This is a genomic window from Staphylococcus devriesei (genome assembly GCF_002902625.1).
Classification (GTDB): Bacteria; Bacillota; Bacilli; order Staphylococcales; family Staphylococcaceae; genus Staphylococcus; species Staphylococcus devriesei.
In genome coordinates this window covers 1-21,109 of the sequence record NZ_PPRG01000046.1, presented here as the reverse complement: position 1 = coordinate 21,109, position 21,109 = coordinate 1, and the positions used below count along the sequence as shown (strand labels likewise).

Below are 21,109 nucleotides of genomic sequence, written 5' to 3'. Positions count from 1 at the left end.
ATCCAAAGATGCTCACTCCTAACATTTAACTCATAACGTATATTATATTATGGCGAAATTTAAGCAATATACTTATATGTAACTATGTATTTTTTATTCTCAAGCCATTTATACATTAATTAAAGTTTAATACCAATAGTATAAATTAGCAATGAATTGATGATGTATTTCTAAAATTCTCTTATAAAATATAGATAGGATGGCATATCCATCTAATTTTCTCTAAGTATTCTAGTCTCTCCTAGCAAAATTCAACAAAAAGAATATGGTGTAAGTTAAAACCTAGTTTATACCACTTCTATTAACAAAAATAGAGCTCAAAACATTAATAAAAAATGTCTCAAGCTCTAAAGATAATACTAAATTATTTATTTTTCTTTTTATTATTACGTACTGATGTTAACCAACCAATAACAACTAATAGAATCATTACAGTCCAGAAAATGGCTTGCCATAATGTACTATGTGGGAATTCTTCTGGTAAAACGCCGATATCCTTATGAGCAAGTACGATTACTACCAATTTAATACCTACCCAGCCTACAATGGCAAAAGCAGCACCTTCTAAGCCAGGGTATTTATTAAGTAAGTTAACAAACCATGTGGCAGCGAAACGCATAAGTATAACGCCAATCATACCACCGATAAACATTACACTAAATTGTCCTAAATCCATACCGCCAAAGTGGATACCCACTTCAGGTAATGTCACGGCGATAGCCATAGCAGCTAACATTGAATCAATAGCAAAAGCAATGTCAGCAAATTCTACTTTAAATACAGTGCCCCAGAATTGCATGGGACTAACTTTTTTCTCTTTACCAGATTCATCAAAGTGATGGTCGTCTCCTTCGGGGTGTTCTTCACCTTTTTGATGGAAGAAATTCCAAAGATTTTTTATAGACATAAAGATTAAATATGCGGCACCTAGTGCTTGAATAAACCAGAAGTTAACGATAATACTGATTAGGAATAAAGCAAGAAAACGGAATACAAACGCACCTAATAGGCCATAAAATAATGCTTTCTTACGTTGTTCGGGTGGTAAGTGCTTAACCATTACAGCCATTACGACAGCATTATCAGCTGCTAATAAACCTTCTAAAAAGACTAGCACTAAAATTACCCATAAATACGGTAAAATTAAACTCGGATCCAATGTGGACAGCTCCTTTTTATTTTAATACAAATAAAGAGACCTATGCTAAATAATAGCAAAGGTCTCACTTAGCAATTAATTGCCCACTTTACCGGAAGATAAAACTTCGTAATGACGATAAAGTGCTAAACCATGTCTTCTTATGGTTCTCAAGTTACTCCCCTCTGACATGTATGTTGTCATAGGTATTCATTTGTTATGTGTATTATAACCAAAGTCAGTCCGAATACACAATTATTAATTATTAACTTATTAAAATCTTAAAAGTATATTGATTATTACCCGCTCTATACAAAGTTATTCTTATAATAAGCTAAATAATTTAATTTCTGGGAATTTCTCTTCAAACCAACGTGTAGCGAACTCATTTTCAAATAGGAAGACAAAGTTATCATATCTATCTTTTACTAAGATTGAACGAGAAGTATTCATTTTATCTTGAATATCATCTTCATTTTCAATCCAACGTGCTATTTTTCTACCTACCTGTTCCATAACTACATCGACATTATATTCATTCTTCATACGATGCTCGAACACTTCAAATTGTAACTGACCCACAGCACCCAAGATAATTTGATTCGTATGCAGGGTTTTATAATATTGAATTGCCCCTTCTTGCACGAGTTGCTCAATACCTTTATGGAAGTGTTTTTGTTTCATAACGTTTTTAGCAGATACTTTCATGAAAATTTCTGGTGTGAACTGTGGTAAATCTTGGAAATTAAATTTTTGTTTTCCACCAACAAGTGTATCTCCAATTTGATAATTACCTGTATCGTATAAACCAATAATATCACCAGCTACAGCATGGTTAACAGTTTCTTTGTCATCCGCCATAAAGGAAGTCGAACGTGTAATCTTTTGTTTTTTGTTGGTACGTTGTAATGTTACATCCATACCACGTTCAAACGCTCCACTTACGACACGCATGAAAGCAATTCTATCACGGTGTTTAGGATCCATATTCGCTTGAATTTTAAAGATAAACCCAGAAAACTCTTCATCAAATGGACTTACTTCTACTTCTTCATTTGTTTGACGTGCATTTGGCATAGGCGCATGATCCACATAAGCATTTAAGAAGTTTTGTACACCAAAGTTAGCTAAAGCGGAACCAAAGAATACTGGAGTCAGTTCGCCATTTAACAATGCTTCATTATCAAATTGCTCTCCCGCTTCTTCAACTAACATAAACTCTTCGATAGCTTGTTCAAATGCACTGTCGTTACTAATCGAATGACTTTCTTCTAATTCATACTCATCATTTAAATGTAAAACATTCTCTTCATCTCTAAATGGTTCGATTGATTTTGTATGACGGTCAATAATTCCAAAGAAATTTTGACCCATTCCAATTGGCCAATTCATTGGATATGTTTCAATATTTAATGTTTCTTCAATTTCATCTAATAATTCGAAAGGCTCTTTACCTACACGGTCTAATTTATTTATAAACGTGAAGATAGGGATACCACGCATTTTACATACTTTAAATAGTTTTAACGTTTGAGGTTCGATACCTTTAGCACAGTCTATAACCATTACAGCACTATCCACGGCCATCAACGTACGATACGTATCTTCTGAAAAGTCTTCATGTCCTGGTGTATCTAAGATATTAATTTTATAATCATCATAGTCAAATTGCATCACAGAACTTGTCACTGAGATACCACGTTCTTGTTCTACTTTCATCCAGTCACTTGTCGCAAACTTCCCTGTCTTTTTACCTTTAACAGTACCCGCTTCACGAATTGCACCACTAAAATATAGTAGTTTTTCAGTTAAGGTCGTTTTACCAGCATCTGGGTGGGAGATGATGGCAAATGTCTTTCTTGATTCAACTTCTTCTTTTAAACTCATTTATTTGTCTCCTTTAAATACTCTGCTATCCAGTTTATTAATATAGAAGCAATACGTGTTGCTTCCTCTTCATCTTTAAAATTAAATATATGCATGACTAATTCTTCTTCTATTTCATTTAAATTCATATCTAATGAAACTTCTAAAGACCAAAATATGTCTGGGATAGCTAACATAAGATAATTAATATTTGTGTTTTTATATAAATAAACGTTTACAACTTCATTTTGTGTTGAAAGTTGTTTAATCATCAATGTGCTCGCCACCAAATTTTTTATAAGCTGCTTCTAATCCTATTAAATCGTCTCTATGTGGCACTTTAACATGGCCAGGCATAATTTGATATGGCTCTCGACCTTTAGAAGCTAACACAACTGTATCTCCAGGTTCAGCAATATCAATCGCATGTCTAATACCTTCTGCACGATCTTCAAATTCTACATAATTATTATGTGTCGCACCTTTCGCTAGTTCCGCTGTTAACATTTTAGGATCGTCATTTGCTGGGTTATCAGGAGTAAAGATAACATAATCAGCTCTACATGCTACTGCACCCATTTCTGGCGTTTTAGTTAAATCACGTTCTCCAGCCATACCTACTAAGAAGATAAGTTTTTGTTTCACAAATGGTTTAACCGCATCTATGAGTTTATTCATACCATCAGCTGTATGCGCATAGTCAATAATTAAATCAATCGGCAAACTAGGATCTAATACTTCTAATCGTCCTTCGACAGGTTCAAGAGATTTAACCACTTCTATAATATCTTGCATTGGCGTTCCTTTACTCCATACAGCAATTATCGCAGCCATAATATTAGAAATATTGAATTTACCGACATATGGTGATTTAATGCGATATGTACCAAATGGTGTATCAAAATCAAAATCAACACCTTGTAGAGATTCTTTAATATTTTTAGCCATAAATTGAGCATCATTATCGATTCCATAACTAAAAATTTCATATGGGGTAACCGATGCTAAATATTTTGAGAAATCATCGTCATTATTTAACACTACATACTTTTCTTTAGATAAATCTTCCCCTAATTGACTAAATAATAGTGATTTCGCATGACCATACGCTTCCATAGTACCGTGAAAGTCTAAATGATCTTGTGTAAGGTTTGAAAAAACGGCTACATCAAATTCTACGCCTCGTAAACGTCCTAATGATAAGCCATGACTCGATACTTCCATCGTCATAGCTTCAGCGTTTTCGTCAACGGCTTGTTTAATTTTCTTTGTTAAAGAGACTGTTTCTGGTGTTGTATTGGCACCTTTAGTCTTTTGTTCATTAATTTGAAAGCCATTTGTGCCCAAGTATGCACTGCCTTTTCCTAAACCTCTGAAAATCAAATGAATCATAGTCGCAATTGAAGTTTTACCATTAGTCCCTGTGATTCCAAATGTAGTTAATTGTTGGCTTGGATAATCGAATAGCGTATGTGCTAATAAGCTAGCTACTCTTAATGTATCAGGGACAATAACTTGGGTAACATCTTCACTTAAGTCTTGTTTATGGTTAACTACTACAATTTTAGCGCCTCGATCAACAACGTTTTGACAAAATTTATGGCTATCTACGGTATAACCTTTTGATGCGACGAATATACTTCCTTCACTTGCTGTACGTGAATCTGTAGTGATATCAGTAACATTTAGATCTAACGTTCCTATAACTTGTTTAACTCGTATTTTTTCGAACAACTCATTCGCATTCAAAATGTATCGCTCCTTTATTTACAATAAGTCTATTATACACGTTTTAAAGTTGTTGATAAATTTATTCTTATCAAATTATTTTAATTTAAGTTCCTATTTTAATGATGCTTTACGATCGATATTTTTCTTAACGTATATGTTCATTTTTTATTTATTAATTTGGAGTTAAATTTTTTAAAATTTTATTTATATCTATTAATTTGCCGATACTTTTTTTATCTTTAATGCTAGGATAGATATATAAAGATGAAGTAATCGTTATTATTATGCTATAATGCACTATAAATGAAATGAATGGGTTTAATAGAAGTTATATATACTTTGTAAATATTAAACTTAAACGACGTTATTTTATATATATTAAATTTAAATTAATGGAGGGTGACTATTAATGGTTACTCAAAATAAAAAGATATTGATTATTACCGGCTCATTTGGTAATGGCCATTTACAGGTAACGCAAAGCGTTGTTAACCAACTTAATGAAATGAATTTAACTCATTTATCAGTTATTGAGCATGACTTATTTATGGAAGCACATCCAATCTTAACTTCTATATGTAAAAAATGGTATATCAATAGCTTTAAATACTTTAGAAATATGTATAAAAATTTTTACTATAGTCGTCCTGATGATTTAGACAAATGTTTTTATAAATATTATGGTTTGAATAAACTAATCAATTTACTATTAAAGGAAAAGCCGGACTTAATCTTACTAACATTCCCTACACCGGTTATGTCGGTTTTAACTGAACAATTCAATATTCGTATCCCTATTGCTACAGTAATGACAGACTATCGTTTACAAAAGAACTGGATTACACCTAATTCTCATAGATATTATGTAGCGACAGAAGATACTAAAGCTGATTTTGTGGATGCAGGCGTGCCTGCTTCTGATATTAAAGTGACAGGTATCCCTATTGCAGATAAGTTCGAAGCGGATATTGATGATAAAGCCTGGTTAGCTCAACACCATTTAGACCCTGATAAACCTACAATTTTAATGGCAGCTGGTGCATTTGGGGTGTCTAAAGGCTTTGACTATATGATTAAGACAATTCTTGAGAAAAGTCCACACTCTCAAATCGTTATGATTTGTGGACGAAGTAAATCATTAAAACAAAGCTTAGAAATGCAATTTAAGTCATATGATAATGTATTGATCTTAGGTTATACACAACATATGAATGAATGGATGGCATCATGTCAATTAATGATTACTAAACCAGGTGGCATTACTATTTCTGAAGGTTTAACACGAAGCATTCCAATGATTTTCTTAAATCCTGCACCAGGCCAAGAACTTGAAAATGCACTTTATTTCCAAGATAAAGCTTATGGCAAAATTGCAGATACACCAGAAGAGGCAATTGAAATTGTTACTGATTTAACTAATCATGAAGATAAACTAAAAGCAATGTCTAATAAAATGTCAGAGGAAAAAGTTGATTATTCAACCTACCGATTATGTACCGATTTATTAAATATCCTGGATAGTTCTTCACAACAACAGGAAATTTACGGAAAGGTTCCATTATATGCCAAGTTCTTCGTTAAATAGTAAAGGAATTAGTAAAAACTTCAAGATAATGTTGGTTATTCTATTCTTAATGGAGTTTGCAAGAGGTATGTATGTTCTAAGTTATATTAACTATCTACCAACTGTAACTTCGATAGCAGTAGCAGTTACCTCTGCAGCATTATCTATACACTTTATCTCTGATGCAGCTACAAATTTTGTCATCGGATTCTTATTAAAAAAATTCGGTACAAAGTTAGTGTTAACACTTGGATTTTTACTAGCATTTATCAGTTTATTTCTAGTTATTTGGTTCCCTGCAAATGCTATAGTGATTATATTAAGTGCAATTATGTTAGGAATTGCGGTTAGCCCTATTTGGGTTATTATGTTATCAAGTGTCGAAGAAGACCAACGTGGTAAGCAAATGGGATATGTCTATTTTGCATGGTTATTAGGTTTACTCGTCGGCTGGGCATTTATGAATGTGCTAGTTAAATTACATCCTACACATTTTGCTTTTATGATGTCACTAGTCGTTGTAATTGCTTGGGTATTGTATTACTTCGTCGACATTAAATTAACAAACTACAATACTAAACCTGTGAGCGAGCAACTTGGACAAATCGTCGAAGTTATGAAACGTCATATAGTGTTATTCCCTGGTATTTTATTACAAGGGGCTTCTATCTCAGCATTACTGCCGATATTGCCTACATACGCTACTAAAGTTGTTGGCGTAAGTACGATTGAATATACGGTAGCCATTGCTATTGGCGGATTAGGTTGTGCAGTTTCAATGCTATTTTTATCTAAGATTATCGATAAAAATAGTACAGGCTTTATGTACGGTATCATCTTTGTCGGTTTCATCCTGTTTACTGCTTTCATTTTTGCTCTATCTCTTGTAACTAATATTTTTGTTGTATGGGGCATCGCAGTATTTATCGGTCTAATGTATGGTATTTTATTACCTGCTTGGAATACGTTTATGGCTGGACAAATTAATCCTGTTGAACAAGAAGAAACTTGGGGCGTATTTAATAGCGTTCAAGGTTTTGGCTCTATGATAGGCCCACTATTTGGTGGACTCATAGCCCAACTAACAAATGGCTTGAATAATACTTTCTACTTTTCAGCATTTATCTTTTTAGTATTAGCCATTTTCTACGGCTTATATTTTATAAAAAATAATAAAAAGACAAAACATTCTTCATAAATTAAAGCGTGCAGCGACAGAAAGCTAATGAAATTTCTAAGATTTCGTCGTTCCCTCGATTAGAAATGAAGAAAGTACAGATTGGATGTATCTTCGTTTTAGACAACTACTGTAAAAATTTAAAAAAATTAAACGTATATGATGTAGTATTGTTGGCGAGACTCCCGAGGGAATAGGATGAGCGTCGAGACCGTGGCTCGACCCATCTCCCTGGGAAAGCTTCGCCAAACAATACGAAGTATTGCTAAAAAGAGAAGCGTAGAGGTGATTCAAACATGAACCACCTCTACGCTATTGTTTTGGGATTTATGTCCCAGACGCTTCTTTTATGTCATATAATTAAACTTTACGCTAAGTTGAAAGTATCAATGACTTTCCATTTGTCTTCGCCTTCTTCATAACGTAATAATGATAATTCTTCGATTTTTTCTTTATGATCTACCCCTGCTAATTCCACTTGACCATAAATATCTTCAAATTCTTGGCTTGTTAAACCTTGAGCAATTGTGAAGTGTGGTACAAAAGGATGTTCAGCTTTACCATAGAAATCATCAGTGTTGAATTTATTGAAAAGTTGTTCTAAATCATCAGTTTTAGCCACTTTAAAATAAATCACATTGTTTATAGGTTTAAAGCTTGAAGCTTTTGTAGCATGGACTTCTACAGGTTCAACGCCTTCTAAACGTTTCTCAATTTCTTGTTTTACTGAATCTAACTCATCATCATTAATTTCGAAATGAGATTTAATCGTAATATGTGGCATGATACGCGCATATTCAGTATCATAGCGTTTACGATATCCATTCACTTCGTCTTGGAATGATTTTGATGGAATTAATGCTAATCCTATATTCATTGAAATTCCTCCTTTGTTTAACATACTACCATTATAGCAAAATTCTAAATTTTACGTTATTGGTTCGTTGATTTTTTTGAAAAGGTTTACAATTATTAAACGAATAATACAGAGACTGAAACATTCATAATTTGTGCTTTAGAAACCAAAATACGATGTCCCTACCTCTTCACATTCGTATATTACTTATATATACCCTTTTCAACTAAAATTAGTAATACATTAACCTTCATTATTAGGAGTCGAGATTTCCCCGCTTAAAAAGTATCTTAAAATATCTGATAATAATGGTTTCCAAGACTTCCAATTATGTCCGCCATCAAATTCTTGATAACTATACGTCATATCTTTTTGTTGAATTAAATCTGCAAGCGCTCTGTTAGGTGTTAAGAAATTAGCAGGTTCACCAGTTGTCGGTAGTTTAAAATCTTCTTCCTCTTTCCCAATGGCATGCCAAATGGTCAATTCTCTATACTGTAAGCAATGATTTAATCTTTCAAGTACAGTATCGTCAGAATGTGGACTAAGCATTGCAACTTGGCTAAAGATAGTGGGGTATGTGAGTGCTGTTAGAAATGCAATACTTCCTGCTAAACTATCTCCTATTAAAATACGCGCGTTGCCTACTTTGTAGGTTGGGAAGGTGTTATCAATAAATCGAAGTAATTCTTTACCTACTGCTTGAATCGTTTTTTGTGAGCGACTTCCTTGAGGATGAAACTCTTCTCTTCGTTTATCTACGTCTTCATAATGAAAACCAATAATAATAGCACGTTGAATTTCATCATTTCTTCTTAAACGTTCATATTCACGTTGAATTCTACCGAAACGTAAAAAGTCTAATCCATCAAAACAAATGATTACTTGATACTTAAATAGGTCAGAATAGTCTTCTGGCAGATAAATAGATAGCGTGACATCTCTTTCTAAAATTTGACTATGTAAAATATGTTTATTAATTTTACCCACTTTAAAATTCGACATTTGGATGAGGCCCCCCTATTAATAATAATCTAATTGTATCAAGTTAAAGACGACTTTTAAATGTTCTAATAACATCAAATATCACTTTAGTAAGTAAACTTTTACTTTTTAACATATCTTATTTGATATATACTTATAAAATAATGAACAATTGATTATCTTAGGAGGACATAAGCTTATGCTTAACAAATTATGGTTTCGAACGGGCATTGCATTGATCATCCTGTTTGTACTAATAAAATTATTTATGGAAGTGCAAAGTGTCTTTGCACCTATTGCAACAATTATTGCCTCAGTGCTTCTTCCATTTTTAATTAGTGGATTTTTATTTTATATCTGCTTGCCATTCCAAACTATTTTAGAAAAATGGGGTTTCCCACGTTGGGCTAGTATTACCACAATCTTTATAGGTTTAGCAGCAATTATTGCTATTGTGGTAGCATTTATCGCACCAATTATTATTTCAAACGTCAATAGTTTAATTAAAGCAACACCGTCATTACAACGTGAAGCAGAACGTATAGTAAACTTTTCATTAACACAAATGGATAAATTACCAAGCGATGTCACTAACCGCATTAATTCAACTGTCAAATCATTCGGCGATAGTTTGACTGGTATTTTAGCAAATTCAATTACTTATATTACATCATTAATTTCTACGATTTTCTTATTAATTATGGTGCCTTTCTTTTTAATTTATATGTTAAAAGATCATGAAAAATTTATTCCAGCAATTGCTAAATTTTTTAAAGGTGAACGTAAAGTTTTTGTAGTTGATTTATTAAAAGATTTAAACTTCACTTTAAAATCGTATATTCAAGGGCAAGTCACAGTTAGTGTGATTCTAGGTGTTATCTTATATATCGGATATACTATTATCGGTTTACCTTATACGCCATTATTAGTACTATTTGCTGGGGTAGCCAATTTGATTCCATTCTTAGGTCCTTGGTTATCATTCGCTCCTGCCGCTATTCTTGGTATCATTGATGGCCCATCAACGTTTATTTGGGTCTGTGTTGTCACATTAATCGCACAACAACTTGAAGGTAACGTGATTACACCAAATGTTATGGGTAAATCTTTAAGTATCCACCCACTTACTATTATCGTAGTTATCTTAGCTGCTGGAGATTTAGGCGGCTTTACGCTTATCTTAGTCGCTGTACCGTTATATGCAGTTCTTAAAACCATTGCAAGCAATGTCTTTAAATATCGTCAACGTATAATTGATAAAGCAAATAGCGATGTTAAAAATTGATAATATTCTATTAAAACTTAGATGTTAATAGTTTTTATTTTGGAAGATCGCTAATCGATGTCCCAATCGCATTCTTAAAAAGGCACAAAGATGATTTCTATTTGAAATCATCTTTGTGCCTTTAATTTAGAATAATAAATATAATCCTTTAAGTTTTTAATTATTTAATAGCGTGGAAACCACCGTCAACGTGGATATTTTCGCCAGTTACACCACTTGAGAAGTCACTTAATAAGTATGCTGCAGTTTTACCTACTTCTTCTTGGTCTACATTACGTCTTAATGGTGCGCGTTCTTCAATCTCTTTAAGAATTGTATTGAAGCCACCTACACCTTTTGCACTTAGTGTACGAATTGGGCCAGCAGAAATCGCATTGACACGAATATTGTCTGGACCTAAATCATAAGCTAAGTACTTAACGTTAGCTTCTAGACTGGCTTTAGCTACACCCATTACATTGTAGTTTTGAACGGCGAATTCGCCACCTAAATATGTTGTAGCAACAATGCTGCCGCCATTTGGCATGATTTTTTTAGCTTCATGAGCCACAATTGTTAATGAATATGAGCTAATGTCTTGAGCTAATAAGAAACCTTCACGTGAAGTTTCTGAGAAACGACCACGTAAATCTTCAATATTAGCAAAAGCGATAGAATGGTAAACGCCATCAATATTTCCTACTTCTTCACCAATTTTAGCGAAGCCATTGATAACATCCTCATCTTTTTGAACATCAATTTGATATAATTTAGGATCATTTTGATTTAATTGATCTAATAATTTCTCCAATTCTTTACGGCTACGATCTTTACGGTAAGTAAATACTAACTTCGCACCTAATTGGTCTAATACTTTAGCAACGCCGAAACCGATACTACGTTTATTAGCAATACCCATAATAACGAAGGTTTTGTTTTCAAGATTTAACATGCGACATATCTCCTTATAGTGATTCTTTTCTTTAATATCTTAAACTTATTGTCCCCGACAATAAAGATTAATCTAATGTATTTATTTTACCATTGTTGCGAAAGATTTATAAAGTAATATTAATATCTAGCAACATGATGATTCTTTGTTTTCTACTACTCGACTTTTACTCATGTTTAATAATAAAATTCAAGTTCTGATTTTAATTCGTCTACATACTCTTTTGATCCAGTTACAATCAAACGATCTTTATATCTAAGTTGTGTGTCCCCGTGAGGTACGATTGATTCGTTATTTCTAATAATACGCACAAAGATAACATCTCCACCAAATGGGAAATTACGTAATTGTATGTTTTCATATTTATAGTTCAACATTTCAATTTCGTATAATGACGTTTCCACATTACTTAAGATATTTAACATATTAGGTGTTTCAATCAATCCTTTTAAGAAGATTTTATTACTAATAAAGTCACTGAACACCTCTATGCCATCAAATTTCATTTTGTCGTCTTCATTACTATTTTCAAGTCGACAAATCACTCGATTCACTTCATGTTCTTTTGCTAACTTCGCTACTTTACTGTTTAAACTATCATCATTAGTAGAACATACTACAATATCTTGGTTAAAGAGTCCTAATCGTTCTAGCAAGCTTTCCTCATAATCTGGAATTTCCACTACCGTAATGTTGTCTGACAAATTACGATTATCAGATAAATCTTTACGATAATAGAGCGTTACATTATACAAGTGAGAAGTAAGATTCTGCACGATAGGGATAGTAAGTTGGTTTTTACCAATTAAAGCAATATCTATTTTGCGATTAGCTTCATCTGGAATTGGAAACATTTTTTTGAAAATGATTGGTACAAACACACATGTAATAATCGCACTTAAAATAAAAATACCTGACATCTCAGCTGAAATGGCCTTTAATTGTTCTGCAATTTTAGCTGCAGCAATGACCAATGATAACGTAGACGTTAACAAGAACGCTGAAGCGATGGTAGTTTTAGTGTCAAACCAACGTCTTATCAATAGTACTGGTACTAATTTTGAAATAATAAACGCTAAAATCAAGATTGGAATAATAATTAATAGCGATGGTTCTTTAATTAATGAAGGAATATTTAAATCTACCCCTACCATAATAAAGAAAATTGGAATAAAGAAACCATAACCGAATGAATCAAGCGTATGTATTAATTCCTCGTCTGGTTTTAGTAGTGACACAACTACACCAGCTAAAAAAGCACCTAAAATATATTCAGCGCCTACACCTTCAGCAAGTGCTACTAATAGAATAATTAGCGCAAAGATAGCTCTTATACCTATTTGAGTAGTCCCGCCTATTAAACGTTGTAAAAATTTCATACGTTTAAATAATACACCAAGGACATAGAATATCCCTGTAAAGACTAATAGAATGGCGGATAACCATACGGAATTACCACTATGTCCATTAATTCCGCCATAAATAGTTAATAGCACCATCGTTACCAAATCTGCTAGAACAGCAACAAGAAGGATAAACTGTCCAATTGTTGTACGCATAATATTCATCTCTTTAAGCGTTGGCACTACTACCCCTAACGAAATTGTAGAAATAATAATTACCATTAGCAAGACGTTATCCACTAACCCTAACCATTTAAATGCAAAAGCGAATATTATTGAAATAACCATAATTAAAACAAAGACGATTAATGCTAAATTAAGATGACTTGGTAAATCTTGCTCATGTTTACTCTGACCTTGACGTCGACGTGTATCTTTTTTAAACGTACTAAAATCGATTTCAAGACCACTTAAAAACATTAAAAAGATAAATCCAAGTGTAGAAAGAATGTTTAACATGCTATCTTTTTCCACAAGATTTAAAAAGGACTGTCCTATAAGAATCCCCATCAAAATTTCGGCCACTACAACTGGTAAAAATGTAATGTTTAATCGATTAATAATAATCGGTGTTAAAAAAGCTGCGACAACTACGATTACTAGAGAAAAGAATTCCATTTTGGCCCCCTATGTTAAATATGTCATAAATGTTGTTGCTAATCCGAAATAAATTAACATACTTACGATATCATTGATAGTCGTGATAAACGGGCCACTAGCAACGGCTGGATCGATATTTATTTTATTCATAAATAGTGGAATCATTGAACCGACTAGTGTACCTACCGTCATAGCAATCGTTAAACTACCACCTACAATAAGCGCGAGAAACGGTTGCCGATAAATAACTACAATAATGATGAACAGTACTGTAGCACATACTAACCCTGATAATAAACCACTACCCGCTTCTCTAAGCGCGACTTTAAATTTACTTTGTTCATCAATTTCACCAGTAGAAATATTACGTACTGAAACGGCTAGTGACTGTGTTCCTGAATTACCTGACATCCCACTAATAATAGGAATAAATGCAGCTAACAACGCCACTTTTGATAGTGTCGCTTCAAAGATACCTAATATCGTCGCTGTTATCATTCCTAAAAATGTTAAAATAATCAACCATGGTAGACGTTTTGTAGCTGTTTTTACCACAGAATCGTTAGTAGAGTCAATATCTGAGACCCCGGCTAAACGAGAGTAATCCTCGCTTGCCTCTTCATCCATAACGTCTAAGATATCATCAATTGTTATGATACCTAATAGATGTTGTTGGTAGTCTACAACTGGCATAGCAATAAAGTCATAATCTCTCATTTTTTGTGCTACATCTTCTTGGTCATCTGCTACATTAACACTAATAACACGTTCGCTCATAACGTCCTCTATATAGGCATCGTTTTCAGCAACAATTAAATCTCTTAGTGACAGAACGCCCACAAGTTGACCATCTGAATTTGTAGCAAAGATAGCATAGATGGTTTCAGCGTCAGGCGCTTGTTCTTTAACTAACATCAACGCTTCTTTAACCGGTGTCGCTACGTCTAGCGAGATATATTCGGTAGTCATAATACCACCGGCAGTATCTTCTTCATAATGTAGTAAGTCTTTTATTTCATTAGCATCTTCTCGATTCATTAATGTCAGTAAACTCGCTACTTTTGATTTTGATAATTCATTTAAAATGTCTACTGCATTATCGGAGGACATGCCTTCTAAAACTTTACTTGCATAATGTGCATTCATTGTATCAAATAATCCTTCGTATTCATCGTCATCGATTTCTAATTGTTCAAAGAATTCCCCTACTTCTTCAGGTGATAAAAATTCAAATATCTTTTGTTTATTGTCATCTGTAGTATCCTCGAAATACTCACTTTGTTCATACTCATGCATTTCTAAAAATTCTTCTCTAAACTGATCAATATCACCTTTAGCCAAGAAGTCATCTAATAAGCTTTGATTGTATACCTCATGAGTATTTGTATCATTATTTTCTGTTTCTAGTGACGGCATCTCAAGCACCTCCAAATCTAAGTTTTATAATTGGTTGTATATAGCTTCGAGTTGTTTATAATCCATCGTTATTTCAATTTCTCTATTATATATGGGATGTTTAAATCTCACTTTATAACATTGTAAAGATTGCGTATGTATTCTAGGATGATACCCTTGATATAAGTCATCTCCTACTAAGGCGTGGCCAATATAACTAAAATGTACGCGTATTTGATGCGTTCTCCCAGTATATAATTTCACTTCACATAAACTAGCATTCTGATTAGCTTTCACTGTTTTATAGCCTGTTTTCGCATATTTTCCCGAGCTAGCAACTTTGCGAGTAATAATACTATGGTCTTCTCTAGCAATCGGTGCTTCAATCGTACCTTCTTCTTGAGTCCGACCAAAGCATACACACATATAGCGTTTGTCTATCTCTAATGTAGACATTAAATGATGAATATGCCCATGCTTGGAGAAAATAACTACCCCTCTCGTATTGCGATCTAACCGTGTCACAATATGTGGAACTACTGTCTCATTTGAAATATGACTTTCATTCAAATAATGTAATACACGTTCTATTAAACTATCATGTGGATGTTCTCGTGAAGGTGTGCTATTTAATTGACTCGGCTTTGAAACCACAATTAAATATGCATCCTCATATAAAATTTCAATTTTCTTATCTGAAGGAATAAGGTAAGTACTAGGCTCTTCTTGTGGTAGAGAGATAGTTAATTGATCGCCTGGATACATTACCTTCCGTACTGTAACTGGCTTCTCATTAATAATTAAAGCGCCATTACGTTTAATGGCGCTAACTGTTTTCTTAGAGTAGTTATGACGTTGTAAGAATAACTTAAGCATTTCTTCTTGATGAATAGAATATACAAATTTCATCGTTCGTCGTCACTTTCGATAAATGAGTCGTGTACCCTCTTCCAAAATGGGAAAGGTCTAAATCTAGCAAAACGCACTTTCTCATTTGCCACTCTAAATTGTATAGCATTAACATTTTTATGTTTAAGACTGACGTGGTCAATCGTCGTGCGAATCGTATCATGATTAACTGGCGTAATTAAACATGTATGATGTTTAGGTAACACAAGGGGCGACCCTACCGTTCTAAACACTCTATTATTAATAGATGCTATTTCAGCTATTTGCATCGCTTCAAGCGAAGGATGAATCAATGCGCCACCCAAGGCTTTATTATACGCCGTTGAACCTGATGGCGTAGAGATGCATAACCCATCTCCTCTAAAACGTTCAAAGTGTTTACCTCTGATACCCACATCCACAACTAACGTTGAACCGTTCTCAGTTTTCATTGTTGCTTCATTTAAAGCTAAATATCGTGTTTCATAGCCATTGTTATTATATCTGACAATAATTTCTAATAATGGATATTCAATCACCTGGAATTCAGAGTTATTGATTTCAATGATTAACTTTTCAACCTCATGAGGTAACCAATCTGCATAAAATCCTAAATGACCTGTATGTATCCCCACAAAAGCCACTTGCGATAACATATGACTATATTGATGGAAAGCTTGTAATAACGTTCCATCCCCACCTACAGATATTACAATTTCAGGATTTTCAGCATCCTCAACCATATGAAAGTCTTTCATGTGATTAATCATCTTATGTTTTAACGCATTCGACTTTGAATCACCTTTAGACAAGATAGTATAACGCATCGTCTACACCTCATTAGTCATGTTTTTTCGCTCGTTTTTGGGAATAATATTTTTGTGCTTCTTGAATTTCTTCTTTAATCTCAGACATTTCTTCATCTAATAAATACGCCGCTTCTGCAGCTCGTTCTAGACGATGCTGAATTTCAGCAGGATAATCCCCATCATATTTATATCTTAATGTATGTTCAATAGTTGCCCAAAAATTCATCGCTAATGTACGAATTTGAATTTCTGCTAAAATCGACTTTTGACCATTTAACGTTTCAATTGGATATTCAATAATCACATGATATGAACGATATCCACTTTGCTTCGTATTACTAATATAATCTCGTTCTTCCACTACTTTAAAGTCTTGACGTTGACGTAACATCGTCACAACTACATCAATATCATCTACGAACTGACACATCATTCTTAAACCAGCGATGTCATACATCTCTTCTCGCAGTCGATCAAAGGGTATTCCCCTTTTATTTGCTTTATCAATAATGCTTGTAATTGGTTTTACACGGCCAGTAACAAATTCAATGGGCGAGGCATGTTCTCCAACTTCATATTGCTTACGCAAACCTTTTAGCTTTACCTTTAATTCATCAACGGCTTGTTTATACGGTGTTAAAAATTGATCCCACTGATTCATAGTGTTTCACTCCGCTTCACTTTAGTTCGAAAATTTCTTCAACAGTTGAAACAAACTCCTTACCATAGTTATTATTTCCTTCAACGTTTTCCAGGATATAATCTAACTCTTCTTGGAAATGCTCTAACTCTAACTCATCATTAACGATGATCTTTTTGCCTCTATTCTCATGTAACATCGACCACGTTTCTTGAACAAAAATCAAATAAGAATAGGATTGTCCATCATCTAGTAAGTAGGCAAAGCCATAATTATCACTGTCAACAAGCATTTGCCCTACTTCTTCTAATCCATCTGTTGGATCCTCTGAGTAGCAATAAATGCCATCGTCTTTAATTTTAATTTCATTTACATAAATACGCATGCTTGTTCCTCCTTATTATTCCCTATTAGTTTAACATAATTTATCCTTGTAACACACGTCTGAATTGCACTTTAACTCGTATTGTTTTACCTAAAAAATATTAACTTTTGCTCTCTATACAATCAACTTTTAACTTAATTTATATCGTCTTACTCAGATTTTTATTTACTGACTAGTTTATTACTTTTATTTTTTGAAAATCTCCGTCATAATTAATACAACACTTATGAATCTTAGGCGTTGAGGTGAAACGATGGCTACAAATAATGAAATTGAATTTAAACAATTATTAGATGTACATACTTATGAAAAGATTAAAACTACTTATTTCGAAGGTGAAGAACCTTTTTCACAAACTAATTATTATATTGATACGCCTGATTTTAAATTACGTAATCATAAATCAGCGTTAAGAATACGTGTAAAAAACGAAACTTATGAAATGACATTAAAAGTTCCTGCAAAGGTTGGTTTAACCGAATATAATCATATGGTAAATGTAGTGCCTAAAGTAGGTACAACTATCTCAAAAGCTAATTTACCATCAGATATTAAATATATTTTAGATAGCTATGGCGTTGAAGATAAGGAGTTAAACATACTTGGAGCGTTAACAACAATTCGTATGGAAACTAATTACAAAAATGAATTACTAGTACTCGATAAAAGCGAATACTTCGATAAAACTGACTATGAATTAGAATTTGAAGTGCAAAATTACGATCAAGGCTTAGAAAAATTCGAACGCTTACTTGAGAAATTTCAACTTAAGCACGAAACGCCCAAAAATAAAGTTCAACGTTTCTTTGATTATAAGTCTTTAATTTCTAAATAATTCGCTTTACATCGCTAAAAGTCATTTTACTTTTAAATGTAAAAATTCATGTTATATTAGATATATATTAATGGAAATTGGTGATATTATGTCTAAAACGCCATACGAAGTAATAGGTGAAACAGCCCTATATAACATGATTGACCACTTCTATTCACTAGTTGAAAAAGACGACCGCATCAATCATTTATTTCCTGGAGATTTTGCTGAAACGAGTAGAAAGCAGAAACAGTTTCTAACTCAATTTCTTGGGGGACCAAATCTATACACACAAGAACATGGGCATCCAATATTAAAAAAGAGACATATGGAATTTAAAATAACACCTTACGAACGAGATGCATGGTTAGAGAATATGCATATAGCTATAACTGAAGCGCAATTCCCTGCTGGTGTTGGAGATTATTTATATGAAAGATTGCGTCTAACTGCAAACCATATGGTAATTTCCTAAATATAATTGAAGGTGAGTAAAACATGGCTGAAGAACTGAAAATTATAGACAATAAAAGTCGTGAAGATGTTAATCTGTCACCTGTAAATAAAATTGAAATTTATTCATTTTTCGATCCCTTTAATACAGATTGTTTTAAGTTGTCAGCGATTATCTCGAAATTGAGAATTGAATATAATCAATACATTCGCATTAGACATATTCTAAACCCTTCTTTAAAAGTTCTAACAAAATGCCAAGCTCAAAGTACATCAGACTTTGACAACATTGCTTTAGCCTATAAAGCGGCAGAACTACAAGGAAGGCTTAGAGCAGAACGCTTTATACATTTAATGCAAAATGAAATTATCCCAAAAAGAGATATAGTGACGGAAAATATGATTTGCGATTGTATTAAAAATGCTGGTTTAGACTATGATGTATTCAAAGATGATCTACAAAAAAGTAAATTAACGGAGAGTTTAAAAATAGATTTGCATATTGCACGCGAAATGGAAATTGAACAATCCCCTTCTCTCGTCTTCTTCAGTGAAGATGTCCACGAGGAAGGCTTAAAGGTTGAAGGGTTATACCCTTACCACATTTATACTTATATTATTAATGAGTTAATGGGCACACCAATCGAAAAGAATCTTCCGCCTAAACTAGAAAAATATATTCAAAAGAAACAATTAGTAACTATGGAAGAACTTTTAACAATCTATGAATGGCCTGAAAAGTTACTTAATAAAGAACTTAAAAAGTTAGTATTACAACAAAAAATCGAAAAGCTTCAATATCCAGAAGGAAATTTTTGGCAATCTAAAATGCCTAAAATATAAACTATAAAGAGCCAACCAGTACGTGATTGTACTGGTTGGCTCTTTGTTGTAATCAATATACTAAATCTAGCTATGAGAATAGATTTTTCATAGCCTCTGTTTATTAATGTCTTAATTTAATGTTTATCTATTAAGATGATTGAACGACACCGTTCTTGATTTTCACCTTGTCACCTTTTTGTATTTTGTCATATTCTTTTTTAGGTAGAACGATTACTCTCTTACCTTGTTTTGTCTTAATCGTTACTGTATATAATTCTTCGTTATGCTTCATTTGTTGTTTCAACATATTAAGTTGATAATTAACACTATTGTGTTTATTATTCTGACCTTGATTCAAAATAGCATAATAAAATAGCCAATTATTATAAAAACCAGTAGATAAAAATTGCGCTGCCGATGATGAAGTTGAATTGTACTTTCTTCTAGGGCTTAGTAATGATTGAGTGCTACTATTCATTTTACTAGCAGATTGTGTACGTTGTGTTGAAGAAAGTTTAGACTTTGACATCATTTCATTGGTTTTGGCAGCTTGTTCAGCTGCGCGTTGACTAGATTGTCTAGCTGAACGTGAAGCATTGGCCGCACTTGAACGACTCATAGAAGAGCTTGATGATGTAGAGCTTCTAGCTGCTGACGATGAGCTACTTGATGAGGAACTAGAACTTGAAGAAGACGAGCTACTCGACGATCCACCACTAGAAGTCGCTGCATCTAATTGATGGACCATCACTCCAAAAGATAATAACAAGCTAATTACTAACGCTCCACTAAACTTTATTATGAATGATTTCATTAGATACTCACCACCCTATTTAGTAACCTTTTCTTTCGACACCGCTTCTCCCTCAACTTCATCCTCACCATATGTCATATATGGTGGTCTATATATATGCACTTTTTTTCCATCTTTAACTATGTATGGCTTTTCATTCCCATCATTTAAAATATGTTCATATACTTTATCTAAACTTGTACGTTCAACATGCATTTTATCCTTTTTATCTTTGTATTTAATTTCAACATTAGGCGTATCAGAATCGCCATCATTTAAAACTTCATAATAAATATATTCATATTTATTTGCCGACTTACTTTCTTCAGAAGGCTCTTTTTGTTTTCCAGAATTACCACATGCAACCATAATTAAAGACAAACAAATAATAGTCCCTAATAAAACTATTTTTTTCATTACTATTCTCCTTTAAATTAAAATAATTTATTGTCGTACTATTTTTATAATAACAAACTTTTATATTAAAAAAATTATTTTCAAGAAAGAATATAGATTTATGATGAATATGACTAAATTAGTGAGTTATTAAGGTAATGTCATCCAAGAAAGCT

General features: G+C 33.0%; 21 protein-coding genes and 1 riboswitch. Of the genes, 6 read left to right on the top strand and 15 right to left on the bottom strand.

The window, feature by feature from the left end:
- Nucleotides 1-364: 364 nt before the first annotated feature.
- The 4 genes from CD147_RS07675 to CD147_RS07660 form a co-directional block, all read right to left on the bottom strand.
- Nucleotides 365-1,159, bottom strand: a complete 795-nt coding sequence (locus CD147_RS07675; protein ID WP_103166827.1) for a TerC family protein — start codon at nt 1,157-1,159, stop codon at nt 365-367.
- A gap of 70 nt (nt 1,160-1,229) precedes the next feature.
- Nucleotides 1,230-1,334: riboswitch (yybP-ykoY riboswitch) on the bottom strand.
- A 128-nt stretch (nt 1,335-1,462) separates the two neighbouring features.
- The gene (locus CD147_RS07670) at nt 1,463-3,025 is read right to left on the bottom strand and encodes a peptide chain release factor 3 (RefSeq protein WP_103166826.1); all 1,563 of its coding nucleotides are present in this window, start codon (nt 3,023-3,025) and stop codon (nt 1,463-1,465) included.
- Complete coding sequence (locus CD147_RS07665) at nt 3,022-3,276, bottom strand: YueH family protein (RefSeq protein ID WP_233642825.1); 255 nt, start codon at nt 3,274-3,276, stop codon at nt 3,022-3,024. Before CD147_RS07665 ends, CD147_RS07670 begins: the two co-directional genes overlap by 4 nt.
- On the bottom strand, nt 3,269-4,753 hold the full coding sequence (locus CD147_RS07660; RefSeq protein WP_103166824.1) for a UDP-N-acetylmuramoyl-L-alanyl-D-glutamate--L-lysine ligase: 1,485 nt from the start codon (nt 4,751-4,753) through the stop codon (nt 3,269-3,271). Before CD147_RS07660 ends, CD147_RS07665 begins: the two co-directional genes overlap by 8 nt.
- Before the next feature lie 391 nt (nt 4,754-5,144).
- Here CD147_RS07660 and CD147_RS07655 point away from each other — a divergent pair, with 391 nt between their 5' ends.
- A complete protein-coding gene (locus CD147_RS07655) occupies nt 5,145-6,320 on the top strand; it encodes a diglucosyl diacylglycerol synthase (protein WP_103166823.1) in 1,176 nt (391 codons plus the stop codon).
- Nucleotides 6,298-7,497: a lipoteichoic acid biosynthesis MFS flippase LtaA gene (gene ltaA, locus CD147_RS07650; protein ID WP_167409756.1), complete on the top strand. Its 1,200-nt coding sequence runs from the start codon at nt 6,298-6,300 to the stop codon at nt 7,495-7,497. Before CD147_RS07655 ends, ltaA begins: the two co-directional genes overlap by 23 nt.
- Before the next feature lie 346 nt (nt 7,498-7,843).
- On the opposite strand, the gene CD147_RS07645 is transcribed toward ltaA, so the two are convergent.
- Together CD147_RS07645 and CD147_RS07640 are read right to left on the bottom strand one after the other, a co-directional pair.
- Complete coding sequence (locus CD147_RS07645; protein WP_103166822.1) at nt 7,844-8,353, bottom strand: YjcG family protein; 510 nt, start codon at nt 8,351-8,353, stop codon at nt 7,844-7,846.
- A 222-nt stretch (nt 8,354-8,575) separates the two neighbouring features.
- Nucleotides 8,576-9,337, bottom strand: coding sequence for an esterase family protein (locus CD147_RS07640; protein ID WP_103166821.1), 762 nt, complete (start codon nt 9,335-9,337; stop codon nt 8,576-8,578).
- A gap of 178 nt (nt 9,338-9,515) precedes the next feature.
- Here CD147_RS07640 and cozEa point away from each other — a divergent pair, with 178 nt between their 5' ends.
- A complete protein-coding gene (gene cozEa, locus CD147_RS07635) occupies nt 9,516-10,601 on the top strand; it encodes a lipoteichoic acid biosynthesis protein CozEa (RefSeq protein ID WP_103166820.1) in 1,086 nt (361 codons plus the stop codon).
- Between the two features lie 160 nt (nt 10,602-10,761).
- Here the strand turns inward: cozEa and fabI are convergent, their stop codons facing one another.
- The 7 genes from fabI to CD147_RS07600 form a co-directional block, all read right to left on the bottom strand.
- Nucleotides 10,762-11,532, bottom strand: coding sequence for an enoyl-ACP reductase FabI (fabI, locus tag CD147_RS07630; protein WP_103166819.1), 771 nt, complete (start codon nt 11,530-11,532; stop codon nt 10,762-10,764).
- A 176-nt stretch (nt 11,533-11,708) separates the two neighbouring features.
- Nucleotides 11,709-13,553, bottom strand: coding sequence for a monovalent cation:proton antiporter family protein (locus CD147_RS07625; RefSeq protein ID WP_103166818.1), 1,845 nt, complete (start codon nt 13,551-13,553; stop codon nt 11,709-11,711).
- 9 nt (nt 13,554-13,562) lie between these two features.
- Nucleotides 13,563-14,951: a magnesium transporter gene (mgtE, locus tag CD147_RS07620; protein WP_103166817.1), complete on the bottom strand. Its 1,389-nt coding sequence runs from the start codon at nt 14,949-14,951 to the stop codon at nt 13,563-13,565.
- 24 nt (nt 14,952-14,975) lie between these two features.
- Nucleotides 14,976-15,839 carry an RluA family pseudouridine synthase gene (locus tag CD147_RS07615; protein ID WP_103166816.1) on the bottom strand — a complete coding sequence of 288 codons (864 nt, stop codon included), beginning with the start codon at nt 15,837-15,839 and terminating at the stop codon, nt 14,976-14,978.
- The gene (locus tag CD147_RS07610; protein ID WP_103166815.1) at nt 15,836-16,645 is read right to left on the bottom strand and encodes an NAD kinase; all 810 of its coding nucleotides are present in this window, start codon (nt 16,643-16,645) and stop codon (nt 15,836-15,838) included. Before CD147_RS07610 ends, CD147_RS07615 begins: the two co-directional genes overlap by 4 nt.
- 13 nt (nt 16,646-16,658) lie before the next feature.
- Entirely contained in the window at nt 16,659-17,288 is a 630-nt protein-coding gene (gene yjbM / locus CD147_RS07605; RefSeq protein ID WP_103166814.1) for a GTP diphosphokinase, read from the bottom strand.
- 16 nt (nt 17,289-17,304) lie between these two features.
- A complete protein-coding gene (locus tag CD147_RS07600) occupies nt 17,305-17,652 on the bottom strand; it encodes a UPF0738 family protein (RefSeq protein ID WP_103166813.1) in 348 nt (115 codons plus the stop codon).
- Nucleotides 17,653-17,905: 253 nt separating this feature from the next.
- On the opposite strand from CD147_RS07600, the gene CD147_RS07595 reads away from it, so the two are divergent.
- The 3 genes from CD147_RS07595 (at nt 17,906) to yjbH (ending at nt 19,762) form a co-directional block, all read left to right on the top strand.
- Complete coding sequence (locus tag CD147_RS07595) at nt 17,906-18,487, top strand: CYTH domain-containing protein (RefSeq protein ID WP_103166812.1); 582 nt, start codon at nt 17,906-17,908, stop codon at nt 18,485-18,487.
- An 88-nt stretch (nt 18,488-18,575) separates the two neighbouring features.
- Nucleotides 18,576-18,941: a truncated hemoglobin YjbI gene (locus CD147_RS07590; protein ID WP_103166811.1), complete on the top strand. Its 366-nt coding sequence runs from the start codon at nt 18,576-18,578 to the stop codon at nt 18,939-18,941.
- A gap of 23 nt (nt 18,942-18,964) precedes the next feature.
- Nucleotides 18,965-19,762, top strand: coding sequence for a protease adaptor protein YjbH (yjbH, locus tag CD147_RS07585; protein ID WP_103166810.1), 798 nt, complete (start codon nt 18,965-18,967; stop codon nt 19,760-19,762).
- A gap of 130 nt (nt 19,763-19,892) precedes the next feature.
- Here yjbH and CD147_RS07580 read toward each other — a convergent pair whose 3' ends face one another.
- Together CD147_RS07580 and CD147_RS07575 are read right to left on the bottom strand one after the other, a co-directional pair.
- Nucleotides 19,893-20,558 (bottom strand): hypothetical protein, encoded by a 666-nt coding sequence (locus CD147_RS07580; RefSeq protein ID WP_103166809.1) that lies wholly within the window; start codon nt 20,556-20,558, stop codon nt 19,893-19,895.
- Between the two features lie 15 nt (nt 20,559-20,573).
- Nucleotides 20,574-20,954, bottom strand: a complete 381-nt coding sequence (locus CD147_RS07575; RefSeq protein ID WP_103166808.1) for a hypothetical protein — start codon at nt 20,952-20,954, stop codon at nt 20,574-20,576.
- Nucleotides 20,955-21,109 lie beyond the last annotated feature (155 nt).

Bases quoted from the DNA above. Each gene is read 5' to 3' on its own strand.
- CD147_RS07670 (WP_103166826.1), bottom strand. From the start codon at position 3,025: ATGAGTTTAAAAGAAGAAGTTGAATCAAGAAAGACATTTGCCATCATC.
- CD147_RS07665 (WP_233642825.1), bottom strand. From the start codon at position 3,276: ATGATTAAACAACTTTCAACACAAAATGAAGTTGTAAACGTTTATTTA.
- CD147_RS07655 (WP_103166823.1), top strand. From the start codon at position 5,145: ATGGTTACTCAAAATAAAAAGATATTGATTATTACCGGCTCATTTGGT.
- ltaA (WP_167409756.1), top strand. From the start codon at position 6,298: ATGCCAAGTTCTTCGTTAAATAGTAAAGGAATTAGTAAAAACTTCAAG.
- CD147_RS07645 (WP_103166822.1), bottom strand. From the start codon at position 8,353: ATGAATATAGGATTAGCATTAATTCCATCAAAATCATTCCAAGACGAA.
- CD147_RS07640 (WP_103166821.1), bottom strand. From the start codon at position 9,337: ATGTCGAATTTTAAAGTGGGTAAAATTAATAAACATATTTTACATAGT.
- cozEa (WP_103166820.1), top strand. From the start codon at position 9,516: ATGCTTAACAAATTATGGTTTCGAACGGGCATTGCATTGATCATCCTG.
- fabI (WP_103166819.1), bottom strand. From the start codon at position 11,532: ATGTTAAATCTTGAAAACAAAACCTTCGTTATTATGGGTATTGCTAAT.
- CD147_RS07625 (WP_103166818.1), bottom strand. From the start codon at position 13,553: ATGGAATTCTTTTCTCTAGTAATCGTAGTTGTCGCAGCTTTTTTAACA.
- mgtE (WP_103166817.1), bottom strand. From the start codon at position 14,951: ATGCCGTCACTAGAAACAGAAAATAATGATACAAATACTCATGAGGTA.
- CD147_RS07615 (WP_103166816.1), bottom strand. From the start codon at position 15,839: ATGAAATTTGTATATTCTATTCATCAAGAAGAAATGCTTAAGTTATTC.
- CD147_RS07610 (WP_103166815.1), bottom strand. From the start codon at position 16,645: ATGCGTTATACTATCTTGTCTAAAGGTGATTCAAAGTCGAATGCGTTA.
- yjbM (WP_103166814.1), bottom strand. From the start codon at position 17,288: ATGAATCAGTGGGATCAATTTTTAACACCGTATAAACAAGCCGTTGAT.
- CD147_RS07600 (WP_103166813.1), bottom strand. From the start codon at position 17,652: ATGCGTATTTATGTAAATGAAATTAAAATTAAAGACGATGGCATTTAT.
- CD147_RS07595 (WP_103166812.1), top strand. From the start codon at position 17,906: ATGGCTACAAATAATGAAATTGAATTTAAACAATTATTAGATGTACAT.
- CD147_RS07590 (WP_103166811.1), top strand. From the start codon at position 18,576: ATGTCTAAAACGCCATACGAAGTAATAGGTGAAACAGCCCTATATAAC.
- yjbH (WP_103166810.1), top strand. From the start codon at position 18,965: ATGGCTGAAGAACTGAAAATTATAGACAATAAAAGTCGTGAAGATGTT.
- CD147_RS07580 (WP_103166809.1), bottom strand. From the start codon at position 20,558: ATGAAATCATTCATAATAAAGTTTAGTGGAGCGTTAGTAATTAGCTTG.
- CD147_RS07575 (WP_103166808.1), bottom strand. From the start codon at position 20,954: ATGAAAAAAATAGTTTTATTAGGGACTATTATTTGTTTGTCTTTAATT.